This is a genomic window from Streptomyces flaveus (genome assembly GCF_014647675.1).
Classification (GTDB): domain Bacteria; phylum Actinomycetota; class Actinomycetes; order Streptomycetales; family Streptomycetaceae; genus Streptomyces; species Streptomyces flaveus.
In genome coordinates, this window is record NZ_BMPQ01000040.1 from 1 (window position 1) to 13,189 (window position 13,189).

Annotated in this window: 13 protein-coding genes; 5 read left to right on the forward strand and 8 right to left on the reverse strand. The window is 70.9% G+C overall.

The features are described 5' to 3' along the window. From IEZ21_RS41520 to IEZ21_RS41530, 3 genes are all read left to right on the forward strand, one after another. Window positions 1–378: GNAT family N-acetyltransferase (locus IEZ21_RS41520; RefSeq protein WP_189327002.1), on the forward strand; the 378-nt coding region annotated here is incomplete at its 5' end. 293 nt (window positions 379–671) lie between these two features. Then, window positions 672–1,169: a methyltransferase family protein gene (locus IEZ21_RS41525; protein ID WP_189327003.1), complete on the forward strand. Its 498-nt coding sequence runs from the start codon at window positions 672–674 to the stop codon at window positions 1,167–1,169. A 174-nt stretch (window positions 1,170–1,343) separates the two neighbouring features. Then, on the forward strand, window positions 1,344–2,759 hold the full coding sequence (locus tag IEZ21_RS41530; protein WP_189327004.1) for a glycoside hydrolase family 43 protein: 1,416 nt from the start codon (window positions 1,344–1,346) through the stop codon (window positions 2,757–2,759). Between the two features lie 56 nt (window positions 2,760–2,815). On the opposite strand, the gene IEZ21_RS41535 is transcribed toward IEZ21_RS41530, so the two are convergent. Beyond that, window positions 2,816–3,502: an SDR family NAD(P)-dependent oxidoreductase gene (locus IEZ21_RS41535; protein WP_189327005.1), complete on the reverse strand. Its 687-nt coding sequence runs from the start codon at window positions 3,500–3,502 to the stop codon at window positions 2,816–2,818. A 102-nt stretch (window positions 3,503–3,604) separates the two neighbouring features. After that, window positions 3,605–4,345, reverse strand: a complete 741-nt coding sequence (locus IEZ21_RS41540; RefSeq protein ID WP_189327006.1) for an SDR family NAD(P)-dependent oxidoreductase — start codon at window positions 4,343–4,345, stop codon at window positions 3,605–3,607. 93 nt (window positions 4,346–4,438) lie between these two features. On the opposite strand from IEZ21_RS41540, the gene IEZ21_RS41545 reads away from it, so the two are divergent. After that, window positions 4,439–5,047 (forward strand): TetR/AcrR family transcriptional regulator, encoded by a 609-nt coding sequence (locus IEZ21_RS41545; RefSeq protein ID WP_189327007.1) that lies wholly within the window; start codon window positions 4,439–4,441, stop codon window positions 5,045–5,047. Between the two features lie 28 nt (window positions 5,048–5,075). On the opposite strand, the gene IEZ21_RS41550 is transcribed toward IEZ21_RS41545, so the two are convergent. The 4 genes from IEZ21_RS41550 to IEZ21_RS41565 are packed head-to-tail and all read right to left on the reverse strand — an operon-like array spanning window position 5,076 to window position 10,271. Next, window positions 5,076–6,353, reverse strand: a complete 1,278-nt coding sequence (locus IEZ21_RS41550) for an MDR family MFS transporter (protein WP_189327008.1) — start codon at window positions 6,351–6,353, stop codon at window positions 5,076–5,078. After that, window positions 6,350–8,182, reverse strand: a complete 1,833-nt coding sequence (locus tag IEZ21_RS41555; protein WP_246568733.1) for an ABC transporter permease subunit — start codon at window positions 8,180–8,182, stop codon at window positions 6,350–6,352. The genes IEZ21_RS41550 and IEZ21_RS41555 overlap by 4 nt, the downstream gene beginning before the upstream one ends. A 15-nt stretch (window positions 8,183–8,197) precedes the next feature. After that, complete coding sequence (locus tag IEZ21_RS41560) at window positions 8,198–9,691, reverse strand: ABC transporter substrate-binding protein (protein ID WP_189327009.1); 1,494 nt, start codon at window positions 9,689–9,691, stop codon at window positions 8,198–8,200. Between the two features lie 46 nt (window positions 9,692–9,737). After that, window positions 9,738–10,271, reverse strand: a complete 534-nt coding sequence (locus tag IEZ21_RS41565) for a GNAT family N-acetyltransferase (protein WP_189327010.1) — start codon at window positions 10,269–10,271, stop codon at window positions 9,738–9,740. Window positions 10,272–10,484: 213 nt separating this feature from the next. On the opposite strand from IEZ21_RS41565, the gene IEZ21_RS41570 reads away from it, so the two are divergent. Further along, window positions 10,485–10,925: an STAS domain-containing protein gene (locus IEZ21_RS41570; RefSeq protein WP_189327011.1), complete on the forward strand. Its 441-nt coding sequence runs from the start codon at window positions 10,485–10,487 to the stop codon at window positions 10,923–10,925. On the opposite strand, the gene IEZ21_RS41575 is transcribed toward IEZ21_RS41570, so the two are convergent. Both IEZ21_RS41575 and IEZ21_RS48160 read right to left on the reverse strand, forming a co-directional pair. Beyond that, the gene (locus tag IEZ21_RS41575; protein ID WP_189327012.1) at window positions 10,843–12,813 is read right to left on the reverse strand and encodes a DUF2264 domain-containing protein; all 1,971 of its coding nucleotides are present in this window, start codon (window positions 12,811–12,813) and stop codon (window positions 10,843–10,845) included. The genes IEZ21_RS41570 and IEZ21_RS41575 overlap by 83 nt on opposite strands. Before the next feature lie 18 nt (window positions 12,814–12,831). Next, the coding region (locus tag IEZ21_RS48160; RefSeq protein WP_246568735.1) for a substrate-binding domain-containing protein at window positions 12,832–13,189 on the reverse strand (358 nt) is incomplete at its 5' end.

The window sequence follows — 13,189 nt, forward strand, 5'->3', positions numbered from 1 at the left end:
GCTGTCTGCGGAGGCCGGCCGGTGGCTTCCGCGGGATGGCTGCTGCGGGACATGGCCTTCGACGGATTGCCGCGCCGCGCCGCGGGGCTGGGCGGTGTGCTGGTGCACCCCGCCCATCGAGGCCAGGGCATCGCCCGGACGGTGATCAGCGTGGCGGTCGAGCACGCACGAGCGGCCGGCGCCGAGACGATGCTTCTGCTCTGCCGCCCGGACCTGGTCCCGCTCTACACACGGCTGGGATGGAGCCGGCTTTCCGTGCCCGTCACCGTCCGGCAGCCCGGCGGCGCGCGGACCTCGCCACTGTCCACCATGATCTACGACCTGGCCGGCCTGCCTCATCCCGCCATCAGCGTGGACCTGCGGGGCCTGCCCTTCTGATACGCCGGGCAGGATTCACCGGGCGGTCAGGCTGTGTCAGCTAAGGGACGTCCGCCCAGACAGTCAGCCCTAAACGATCACTCAACCTTCGACTGAGGCACTCCCGGCGCCTGACCGGGCCACTTCGCGTGCCGCGCCAACGGAGAGATCATCGCGAGCCAGGTACTGGAAGGCGAAGCGCATGATCGCTTACACCACCTCGCGGGACGCGACCCACCAGGCCGGATGGCCTGACAGAGCGAAACGACTCCGCGAGGGTTCACAAGCCGTCGTGCGGCGCCCATGGTGACGGTATGCGCAGATCCGCGGCGGCTGTCGGCAGTTCGCTGTTCTTCGCACTCGCGCCCGGCACGGTGGCCGTACTGGTGCCGTGGTGGCTGACGGGGTGGCGGGCCGGGGACTGGTGGCCACCCCTGCGAGGGCTGGGAATCGTGCTGCTGGTGGCGGGTGCGGTGGTGCTGCTGTCCGCGTTCGTACGGTTCGTAGTGGAGGGGCTGGGCACGCCCGCCCCCGTCGCGCCCACCGAGCACCTCGTCGTGGGCGGGCTCTACCGGCACATGCGCAATCCGATGTACGTGGCGGTCGTCGCCGTCATCGCGGGTCAGGCACTGCTGCTGGCGCGGCCGGTGTTGTTCGTCTACGGCACGCTCGCCGGGCTGGGGATGTGGGCTTTCGCGAGGGGGTACGAGGAGCCGGCGCTCTCGCGGCAGTTCGGCGAGGAGTACGAGCGCTACCGGGACGCGGTGCCCGGCTGGTGGCCCCGGCTGCGCCCCTGGCGCGGACCGGAGTGACGCGGGAGAAGCGCCGACCTTCCCGCCGTGCTGGAATCCGGCCCTGAGGCGACAGGCCACAACAGCCATCTCTGTCACATCCGTTGACTTCCCCCTCACTCGGTTCTACGTTCAGCGCGCCCGGTCGTTCGGATTGCCGATCCATGTTCGGCATTTCGACCACACTTCCCAGGAATGGAGCCTGACGTGAACAGACCCTCGGACGTGAGCGGGCCCTCCCGTCGGCTCTTCCTCGGGATGGCCGCCACCGTCCCGGTGGCCATGACCGGCGCTCTCAGTCTCGGCGCCGGGAGCGCGAGCGCGGCGACCGGGCCGTCGTACGTGATGGGGTACTTCACCGAGTCGACCAACCTCGGCGCGGGCACCGACTACGGTCTCCACCTCGCCGTCAGCACCGACGGCCTCCAGTGGCTGCCGCTGAACCAGAACAACCCGGTGGCGACGCCCACCCAAGGTGCCCTCGGCCTGCGCGACCCGTTCATCATGCGCAAGCAGGACGGCACCTTCGTCGTCCTGGCGACCGACCTCCAGGGCACCGACTGGAACCGCACCAGCGTCAACATCCACGTCTGGGACTCCACGGACCTGCGCACCTTCACCGGCTACCGGCTGCTGAAGCTGCATGACATGACCAACACCCACAGCTGGGCGCCGGAGGCGTACTGGGACGCCTCGCGCGGCCGGTACGGGATCCTCTACTCCTCGGTGAACAGCAGCGGCCACAACGTGATCATGGTCAGCTACACGACCGACTTCCGGACGACGGCCAACCCGCAGGTGTTCTTCGACCCCGGGTACGACGTCATCGACGGCAACCTGGCCGTGGGCGTGAACGGCGTCAACTACCTCTACTACAAGGAGAACCAGACGCTGGTGGGGGCACGGTCCACCTCCCTCAATCCCGGCAGCTTCACCAAGTTCAGTACGCCGGTCGCGCACGGCGGCACGGAAGCGCCGATCCTGGTGAAGTCCCACACGTCCAGCACCTGGTGGCTCTGGGGCGACACCTACACACCCAACGGTGTCTTCTACGCCTGGCAGACGAGCAACCTGGCCTCCGGTACGTGGACTCCCGTCGACCAGCGGCTCTACACGCAACCCCTCAACTCCAAGCACGGCACGATCGCGGCGATCACGGGAGCCGAGTACGACAACCTCGTCGCGCGCTACGGGGCACCGGCCTGGAACCGGCTCAAGTCGTACAACTACCCGGACCGTTACGTCCGGCACAGCGGCTACGTCGGCAGGATCGACCCGTACCCGATCGACCCGTACGCCGACTCGCAGTGGAAGCTGGTGCCGGGCCTGGCGGACTCGTCGGGGGTCTCCTTCCAGTCCGTCAGCCACCCCACCCGCTACCTGCGGCACTACAGCTACAACCTGCGCCTCGACGTGAACGACGGCACGACGGCGTTCGCGCAGGACGCGACGTTCCACCGGACCGCCGGGCTGGCCGACTCCACCTGGGCGTCGTTCCGCTCGCACAACTTCCCGACGCGCTACATCAGGCACTCCGGGTACGTCCTGCGGATCGATCCCGTCTCGACGGCGAGCGAACGGGCCGACGCGACCTTCCAGGTCGGCTACTGACGCCCGGCGATCGAGGGGCAGCGCAGTCGCGCCGCCCCTCGATCGTTCCTACACGCCTACCAGCGCAATTCCCCGGTTTCGTCTTGGAGAGTTCCTGTCGGACCGTCCGCGTCGAGAGTTGCCAGACGCACGACAGTTCTGGCGCTCTCTTCCACTGGCCTTCCGATTCCGAAGGCCGCGGTCATATCGGTGGCGGTGGTGCCGGGCTCAAGTGCGTTGAACTTGATGCCCGGCTGGGACTTGGCGTACTGGACCGTCAGCATGGTCGCTGCCGACTTGGACGCAGAGTAGAGCGCAAGCGGCACGTTGAACTCCGGCCGGTCGGGGTTGTTCACTGCCCAGAATGACCCGAGGCTGCTCGAAACGGTAACCACGACAGGGTTCGATGATTTGCGCAGCAGGGGAAGCGCCGCCTCCGTGACCCGCACGACTCCCACCGCGTTGGTGTCGAAAACTCGGAGAGCCGTGGGACCGTCGAGGAATTCGTTCCCGAGGATGCCCGCGTTGTTCACCAGAACGTCGAGCCGGCCCTCAGCCGAGTCAATTGTCGCCAGCGCGCTGCTCACCGACACGTCGTCGGTCACGTCGAGCTGCACGAATCGTGCGCCAAGCGCTGCCGCGGCCTTTTCACCTCGCTCGACGTCACGCGCGCCGATGTAGACAACGTGGCCCAACTCCAGAAGTTGTTTGGCTGTCTCGAAACCGATGCCCTTGTTGGCCCCGGTGATCAGTGTGACGGTCATGCGTCTCTCCTCTGTACGGCAGCCCCGGATCGGGGCTCCAACGGGATAGCGAGCCGGGCCGGCCGGGCGCCGCCGTCCTCGCCGGATGTGCGGTCGTGGAACTCAGATCTGGTTCAGGCCGCCGTCGACGTACAGGCTCGAACCGGTGATGAAGCTGCTCTGCTCAGAGGCGAGGAAGGTCACGGCGGCGGCGATCTCCTCCGGGCGCCCGAGCCGGCCCAGCGGCACACGCGTAGCCAGTTGCTGCTTGAACTGCTCCGGGGCGGGAGTGAGCGCCGACAGTGCAGGGGTATCGGTCGGGCCGGGCGTGATGGTGTTGACCCGGATGCCGCGTCCCTTGAGTTCGTTGGCCCAGGTTCGGGAGAACGATCGGGTGGCGGCCTTGGTCGCCGCGTACACGCCGAGCGCCTCATCGCCGACGTCCACGTTGGTAGAGCCGTTCAAGATGACCGAGGCGCCGTCGTTGAGCAGGGGCAGCGCCTTCTGAACGGTGAACAGCGTGCCCCGGACGTTGATAGCGAAGAGGGTGTCGAAGTGCTCCTCGGTGACCTGCTCAAGCGGCACGAGCGAGGCGACGGAGGCATTCGCGAACAGCACGTCCAGGCCCCGTCCCCGGCTGCGGATCGTCTCGTAGAGCCGGTCCAGGTCGGCCAGGTTCGAGATGTCGCCGGTCACCGCGGTAGCCGCTGAACCGATCACTTCGACGGCCGCGTCGAGTTCGGTCTTGCGTCGGCCGGTGATGAACACGTGTGCGCCCTCGGCTGCCAGCCGGACGGCACTGGCCAGGCCGATTCCGGCGCTGCCCCCGGTGACGAGAGCGGTCTTTCCCTCAAGTAATCCCACGTGAGTAGCTCCTTCGACTTCTGCAGCGATCGCTGCAGAAGTCGAACGTTAGCATTTCTGCAGCGATCGCTGCAGAAAAGGTAGGCTGCGGGGGTGGAGACCAAACAGAACGGCCCTGTCGGCCGACCGCGAGGATTCGACGCCGACGAAGCCCTCGAGCGCGCCATGCTGGTCTTCTGGGAGCACGGCTACGAGGGGGCCAGCACGGCCTGCCTGACGAACGCGATGGGCATCTCCACCACCAGCATGTACGCAGCCTTCGGCAACAAGGAAAAGCTGTTCCGCAAGGTTCTGGAGCGCTACACCGAAGGCCCGAGCGGATACCTGCCCCGGGCCCTGGAGGAGCCGACCGCCCTCGGCGTCGCCACCGCGATCCTGGCCGGCACCGTTCGAACCACCACCCGCCCGGCCCATCCCCACGGGTGCCTGGGCGTCCAGGGCGCCCTGACCGTCAGCGACTCCGGGCGGGAAGTCCGTGACCTCCTCGTCGCCTGGCGCGACAACGGCTACTCCTGCGTCCGAGAGCGGTTCCAGCGCGCCGTCGACGACGGCGACCTGCCTCCGCAGACCGATCCGGGGCTACTGGCCCGCTACGTCACCACCTTCGCCTACGGCATCGCCGTACAAGCCGCGAGCGGTGTCGGCCGCGATGAACTTCAGGAGCTGGCCGACGCCGCCCTGCGTAACTGGCCACTCTTCTGAGAACCGCCCGGCGCGTGAACTTCGGGCCCTACGACGACTGCGAGTGACGAGGCAGCAGGGCGACGGACGCGACGGGGATCGCGGCGAGGACCAGCCAGGGCACGGCGGGCGGCAGGCCCACGTCGAGCAGTGAGCCGGTGCCCGCGCTGCCGATCAGGACTATCAGGCCGGAGACGGAGGACAGGGCACCCATGTAGAGGCCGAGCCTGCCGTCCTCGGCGAGATCCGGCACCCAGGCGCGGGCGGCGGGCGCGACGAGCATCTGGCCGAGCGTGAGCAGCACGACGAAGCCCGCCGCGGGCAGCAGCCCGGCGTTGCCCGTCCACCCGGCGGGCCGCGCCGCGGCCACCACCGCGAACCCGGCGGCGATCAGCAGCAGCCCCGCGGCCATGGACCGGCGCAGGTCGAGCCGGTCCCCGGCCCAGCGGGTGACGGGCAGTTGGGCGGTCACGACGAGCAGCGAGGACAGCGCGAACAGCCACGCCAGCGGCGCCTGCGAGCCCGCCGCCCGCTCCACCTCGTCGGGGAGGATCAGATACAGCTGGTTGTACGCCAGCAGGTAGGCGCCGTACGCACAACACAGCGCCAGGAAGCGGCGGTTGCGTACGAGGACGTGGGCCCCGCCCTTGACGGCGACCCGCTGCCGCCCCGGGATGTGCTGGGGCAGCAGCCGGAGATGCCCGGCCAGGACGAGGACGAAGACCCCCGCTCCCGCGAGGCACGCCACCCGGAAGTCCACCCCGAGCAGCAGCGCACCGAGGAACGGACCGACGAACGCCCCGGCCTGCCCGGCCACCGTGAACAGCGCGAGCACGCTCGTACGGGAGCCACCGCCCGCCTCCTCCCACACCACGGCCTGACGGGCGACCTCCGACTCGACGGCTGGCGAGAACAACGCGGCGGCGAAACCGATCAGCAGTACGGCCCCGATGACCGCCCAGGTCTCGTCCGCGTACCCGAGCCACGCGAACCCGGCGATGCGCAGGGCACAGCCCGCGAGCACCACGGGCCGTACGCCGTAGCGGTCGGCCAGCGCGCCGCCCACCACGAACAGGCCCTGCTGGCTGAAGGTCCTCAGACCCAGGACGAGTCCGACCATCCAGCCTGCCATGCCGATCGCGGTGCCCAGGTGTTCGGCGAGGAAGGGCAGAACGGCGTAGAAGCCTACGTTGAAGGCGAGTTGGGTGAGGATCAGCAGGCGTAGCAGCGGGTTCAGCCTGCTCCAGGTGCGCAGGCGCGAAGTACCGGCGGCGGCACCGGTCGGCCGGTCCGCCGCCTTGGCCTGCTCGGTGGGTTGCCGGGTCATCGGGACTCCTTGATTGCGGTGGTGGCGGGTTGCTGTGCGGCGGGCGAGGACCAGGGTGTGGCTGGTGGCTGCGCGGCCAGTGACTTCACGGAGCGTCGGCGTCGCGCTCGGCCGGGCCACCGCACCCCTCCCCCGGCCGTCACCGCCACCGCCCCCAGCAGGGCGAGCACGGCGGCCGGGGCCAGGACGGCCCAGGGGGCGCGTTCGGCGTACGGCTGGTTCTCGGCGAGGAGCAACCCCCATTCGGGGGACGGCGGTTGGGCGCCCAGGCCGAGGAAGCCGAGGGCCGCGAGGGCGAGGGCCACGCCCGGCAGACGCAGGAGGGCGTGGCGGATGACCGGGGGCAGGACGGCGGGGAGGAGTTCGTGACGGAGGAGGTAGAGCCGTCCTGCTCCGAGGCCTCGGGTGGCGGTCAAGTGGGTGGTGGCGCGCTCTTGTTGGAGCAGGGCCGAGGTGTGGGCGGAGAGGGGCGCCCAGGCGACGGCGGCCACGGCGAGGGCCGGAGTGGAGGCGCCGCTCCCCGCGACTCCGGCGACGAGGAGGCCCGCGAGGACCGGCGGTACGGCGTTGACCGTGTCGAGCAACGGTCCGGACAGCCGTGGCAGCAGCCCCAGTACGACACCCAGCACGAACGCCGCCGCGCTCACCGCGACGGCCAGGGCCAGCGTGTCCAGCGCGCCGTGTCCGACCCGGGCCAGCACATCGCGGCCGAGCGCGTCCGTGCCGAACGGGCGCGCCCAGGAAGGCGGTTGGAGCCGTGCCGTGGTGTCCAGCTTCTGCGGGTCCCGGGCCAGTCCGAGTGCGATAACGGCGAGCAGCAGTCCGCCGTAGAGGAGAGGCAGTGCCGTGGGCCGGGACGGCGTCGGGCGGTGCAGCGAGGAGAGCGCGCCGTCGCGCAGGGCCGGTCCGACGAGGAGCCGTGCCACGAGCCGGGCGAGGCCTCCGGCTGCCGCCGCGAGGAGGACGAGGGCGAGGGTGCCGGCCTGGAGTACGGGCAGGTCCTGCGCGATCGCGGCCTGCAGGCTCAGCCGTCCGAGCCCGGGGATGTCGAAGATCTGCTCCACGGCGACGGCGCCGCCGGTCAGGCCGACGACGAACAGCCCGAAGTTCGGCAGCAGTCCGGGCACGCAGCGGCGCAGTGCCTGCCGGGCGATGCTCCGGCCGCGGACTCCGCGCGCGGCGGCCGCCAGCGCCCAGGGCTCGGCGAACGCGCCCGGCAGCATGTCGTCGAGCAGCCGCCCGAGCAGCGCGCCCGCGGGCAGGCCGAGCGACAGCGCGGGCAGCACCATCCACTGGGGCCCGTACCAGCCGAGCGCGGGCAGCCAGCCGAGTTGTACGCCGACGACGGCGGCCAGCACGGACGCGGTCAAAAAGTCCGGCAGCGTGGACAGGAGCGCCGAGCCGGTTCCTGCTGACGGACGCCCGGCGAGTTCCCGCCGCGCCCCGAGCCACAGCGTCCGCGCGCACACGGCGCCCGCCGTGACCACCGCGACGGCCAGTGCCCCGGCCATCAGCAGCAGCGAGACCCCGAGCGCCTGGAGGACCGCGGGCGTGACCTCCGCCCCGGAGATCCACGACCGGCCCGCGTCACCGCGCAGCAGCCCACCGAGCCAGCTCCCGAGCAGATGCAACGGCCCCGCGTCCAGGCCGAGTTGGGACCGAACGGCCTCCAGTGCCTCGGGCGTGGGGTCGCGTTCCGCGGACCGTGCCTTGAGCACGGTGAGCGCCGGATCGGTGCGCGACAGCCACGGCAGCAGCCCGACCCCGCACAGCAGCGCACCGACGAGCACGGCACGCCACAGCGGCACGAGCCCCCGTACGACAGTCACGTACTCCGCCGCCCGTCAGCGCCGCGTCCCGAGCCCGACGAGACCGCGCTCGTACGGGTCGAGCTGCACACCGCTCACCTCGGCGCCGACGCCGGTGATGATCCGCTGATGCACGAGCGGCACCACCGCGTCCGTGCCGAGGACCGCCGCCTCCGCGGCCATCGACGCGTCCTGCCGCTTCGCGGTGTCGGTGATCGACTCCGCCGTGGCGACGGCCTTGTCGACCGTCTTGTCGCACAGCAGCGGCAGGTTGTAGCTGCCGTCGCAGGTGAAGTCGCTGGCGAGGACGGAGACGGGGTCGCCGGTGTCGAGCATGGTGTTGCGGGCGGAGACGACCGCGTCGAACTTCCCTGCCAGGGCGTCGCTTTCGAGCCGTGAGTACTCCCGCACCTCCAACTCGACCTTGAATCCGGCCCGTTCGAGCTGCTGCTTGAGCACCTGAGCGGCCTCGGGCAGTTCGGGCCGGTTGTCGTACGTCGCCACGGTGACCGAAGTCCCCTCGGCGCCCCCGGCCTCGGCCCGCCCGACCGGCTTGGCTCGCTTGTCGGCAGCCCAGGTCAGGGCAGGCCCGTAGATACCGGCGCCGGGATCGGCGTACCCCTCGTACACGCCCTTGGCGAAGGCGGAGGTGTCGATCGCCTCGCGGGCGGCGGCCCGTGTCTTCGGATCCTTGAAGGGCCCGGACTTGGTGTTGAGCAGGAGACTCGTGGTGCGCGTGGTAGCCGTGTCGCGGCGGATCGCCTTGTCCAGGGAGGCGGCCTGCGAGACCGGGACGGCCTCGGCGATGTCGGTCTCACCGGTGCGCAGCGCGTTCGTACGGGCCGTGCCGTCGGCGATGAACTTCGCGTCGATCCCGGAGGCCTGCGCCCGGCCGCCCCAGTAGTCGTCGAAGCGGTTCAGGGTGGCCGCGGTGGTGCCGGTGACCTTGGTGAACTCGAAGGGTCCGGTGGCGGTGCCGACCGGGCTGACGGCGTCCTTCTTCGCGTACGCCTTGGCCGACAGCACGGCCAGACCGGGGCTCGACAGACGCAGTGGCAGTACGGGATCCGGGGCGGCAGTGGTGACCCGTACCCGTCCGCTGTCCGCGGCCTCGGCGGTCAGCTCGACTCCGGACAGTGCGGCGGTCACGGGCTTGGCGCGGGTGGCCCGGGTGAGGGAGGCGGCGACGGCCTTCGGAGTGACCTCGGTGCCGTCCTGGAAGGCCGCCTCGCGCAGGGTGAACAGCCAGCTCCGGTCGCTCTCACGGCTCCACGACTCGGCGAGCGCGGGGACCGCCGTGCCGTTGGCGTCGAGTCGGGTCAGCCCCTCCGTGACGCCGAGGCGGCTGAGGAGGGTGGCGTCGGCGCCGTACGGGGAGTAGTTCTCGGCGGGCGGGAAGGCGAGCGCGACCCGTAGCCGGGAGCCGTCCGAGGCGCCGGAGGCTTCCCCGCTGTCGGAGGCGAAGCAGCCGGTGAGCAGAGGGGCGAGCAGCAGGCCGGCGAGGAACCGACGGCGAGGCAGAGAGTGCATGGTCTCTTTCTTCGTGGGGGGACGCTGGGAGCGAAGGGTGTTTCCGTCAGGGCAGCGGGACCTCGAAGTGCACGATCCTCTGGCCGCCGCCGGGTTCCTCGCGCTCGTCGAGCACCGCCTTGCCCAGCGAGCGCCAGAACGCCTCGGCGCCCGGCACCGCCGGATCCGTGTGCAGATAGACGGAGCGGTAACCGCCGTCCGCCGCCGCGAAGTTCAGCAGCTCGTCGACCAACTGCCGGGCCAGGCCCCGCCGTCGATGCCCGGGACGCACGTACACACGGCGCAGCTGGGCGGTCTCCCCCGAGGGGTAACGCTCGGCGAGATGGCGCGGGTTGGGCGGATGGGCCGGTCCGCGGGAGTCGAGCGCGCCGGTCGCGACGACCGTGCCGTCCCGCTCGTCGACTGCGACGAGCAGGGTGTGCCGGGCGGGCGCGACATAGGCGTGGTCGAGATCGACGATGTCGCGATGCCAGCGCGGTACGTAGCCGGTGCCGAAGTCGCGGTAGACGGTGTCGAGCATGACGGACCGCGCGCCGTCCAGGTCGTCGGGGGTGGCCGTCTTTATGCAGTAGTCACGCACCTGCACATCATATGCATTAAGCTCCCGGCGTTCCGTCGGGGGCACAATCTGCGGGCCGCCTGTAACCTGACCCCTAAAGTCAATGGTCACGCCCAAGATTCATCAGTTCGGGTGAGATTGGATCTTACGGTCGGCGTGGCGGGGATGGTTCCCGACCTACCGGGTAACTGCCTGGATCAAGCGCGCCCTCCCCTGCACGAGGTGGAGCCCGACATGCCGCCGGAAACCAATGACCGTGCCGCGCAGCTGCCCGAGGGCAGTGCGGCGTACTACTCCGGTCTCCCCGCAGTGAACCCGTACGCCCACAGCCGGGTGAGCGGTCCGTTCACCGTGGTCGTGGTGCGCGGCGAGATCGACATGGCGGCGGTCGACGCCCTGACCGAGCATCTGGACGCCGCGACCTCCCGTCCCGTGCCGCAGGTCCTGGTGGACCTGCGGTCCGTCGACTTCCTCGACTGCTCGGGCCTGCGCGCGCTGTGCCGGGCCGAGCGCCGCGCGAAGGAGCGCGGCGGCAGCCTGCGTCTCGTCTCCGATCAGCCCAGCATCCACCGGCTGTTGCGCGTCTCGGGGCTCATCGGACGTTTCCCGCCGCTTGCGGAACTTCCTCCTGAGTGCCGTCCGGAAAACGGATCAGGACCCTGCCCTCAGGAGTGATCCGGACGTCCGTCTGCACCCTCAACTCCCTTGGTTCACAAGGCCGTTCGGGATCGGCGCTGAGGACGACGAGGCTGACGAGAAGGTGGCTGCGACCCGGGTGGAAGGGCAGCCGGAGGCAAGGCGTGGCCGAGTACTCGCCATAGGCGTTGACGCCCCTGGCGTGCGTAACCGCACCCTCGGCCGCCTCCCACCCGTGCAGCGCGACGATCGCGCTCGTCAGCCCGTCCCCCGGTCGTCGCGCCAGCGCCCAGCCCTCCCCCATCGCCTCCTCCAACGGCCCGCTGTCGTCGGCCACGGCCCACCCCCCTTCGCGTACGACCGCTCCGTGCGGCCCTTCGACGCGATGGACCCGTACCTCCCAGGGACCGTGCACCACGCTGGTCGTCTCGATGCGATGCCCCTCGTCGGTGTCCGGGAGGACGGCGCGGTGCCAGGACGCCGCATGCCGTCCGCTCACGCCGAAGGGATGGATCCGGCCCCGCTGGGAGGCCGCCGTGCCGTCCGCCGTGAGGAGTGCGATGTGGTTGTCGGGGCCGAGAGTGAGATCGTCCGGCGGAGTGTCGGGGGCCGCCGCGCTCGCGTACGCGAGCTTCGCGTAGTGCGGGCTGTCGTCGGCCTCGGCCGGAGGCGGGGGCAGGCGGTCGCTGCCGTGGTTGACCAGTCGTACGATGCCATCGGCCGACGTCGAGTGCAGCAGCCAGCCGGGGGCGGGCAGTGCCAGCGTCGCGTCGGCGGTGTCCACCGGGCTTGGCTCCTCGGGCGTCGTCCACACGGGATGGTCGGCGGGCAGCAGCAGCCCGAGGAACGCCTTGCTCGCCCAGTACGGCGAGGCGGGCCCCGAGTACCGCTGGGTGACCGGGAGAAAGGGCCGGTACCAGCCGAGACTCAACAGCCCCCGCTCGTCGGGCACTTGGTGCTCCGCGAAGTGCTTCAGCGCGCCGGAGGCGAGGCGCCGGGTGCGGCCCGGCGGCAGCGGGGTGGCGTCCGCGAGCGCTCCGGCCCACAGCGGGGCGACCGTCGCGAAGCGGTACGTCAGCGAGCGGCCCTGGTGGACGGGTGCGCCGTCGGAGCCGAAGAAGTACTGGTACACGCCGAGGAATTCACGCAGGCGGGAGCGGTGGGCGGTGACCAGGGCCGGGTCCGCGCGCGGTCCGGCCATCCGGGCCCACAGGACCGGATACAGGTGCAGGGCCCATGCGTTGTAGTAGTCGAACTTGCGGCCGTCGCCGTCGGTGTACCAGCCGCCGCCCCGGTACCAGTCCTCCAGGCGCGCGAGCCCGCCGTCGATGTCGGCGCGACTGTGCGGGGCGTCCACGGAGGCGAGGAACTCCTCCGCGATGACCTGGAAGAGCCGCCAGTTGGAGTCGTTCGCCCGGGCGCCGACGAAGCCGCCGAGCCAGTCGGCGACCCGCTGGCGTACCGGGTCGTCGAGCTTGTCCCAGATCCAGGGGCGGCTCTCGTGCAGCGCGATCGCGATGGACGCGGCCTCGACCATCGGCTGGGCCCGGTCGGTGATGGGCGGCCAGCGGTCGGCGCCGTCCGGGTCGGTGCCCGCGGCGAGCCCGGCCGTGTACCGCTCGATCAGGGCCTCGGAGACCTGTCCGCCGGAGCCGGCGATGCGGAAGGCGGCGAGCAGAAAGGAACGCGCGTAACCCTCCAGGCCGTCCGACCAGTCTCCGGAGTGGCTGGCCCGGCCGGGCAGCCGGTAGTGCGCCAGCTCCTTTGACGCGTACGGCAGCAGACCGTCCAGAAGGCGGTCGGCGATCGTCTCCCAGTGGGCGCGGGTCCAGCCGGTGACGGGCGAGCCGACGGGGTCGAGGGAGGGCAGCTGTGGAAGGTGGGAAAGGTGCGTCGGGTCGGGAAGCGACACATGCGGCGCGGTCATACGGGGGCGGATCCTCCGTCACTTGGGGGCGCGCCCCGGCGGGGGCGGCGAGACGCTGTCGCGTACGACGATGTGGGTGCCGAGCAGATGGTGGGCGCCCGCGGCGTGCTCGGGGTCGCGCAGGGCGATGCGTACGGCTGCCCGGCCGAGTTCCTCGGCGGGGGTGCGCACGGTGGTGAGCGGTGGGCTGAAGTCCTCGGCGAGCGGGATGTCGTTGTAGCCGACGACGGAGATGTCGTCGGGCACGCACATCCCGGCGTCGGCGATGGCACGCAGGGCGCCGGCGGCGACCATGTCGTCTCCGGCGAACACGGCGGTGAACTCCCCTGTGTCGCCTGTGCTCTTGAGGAGTTCGGTCATCGCGCGATGGCCCGCC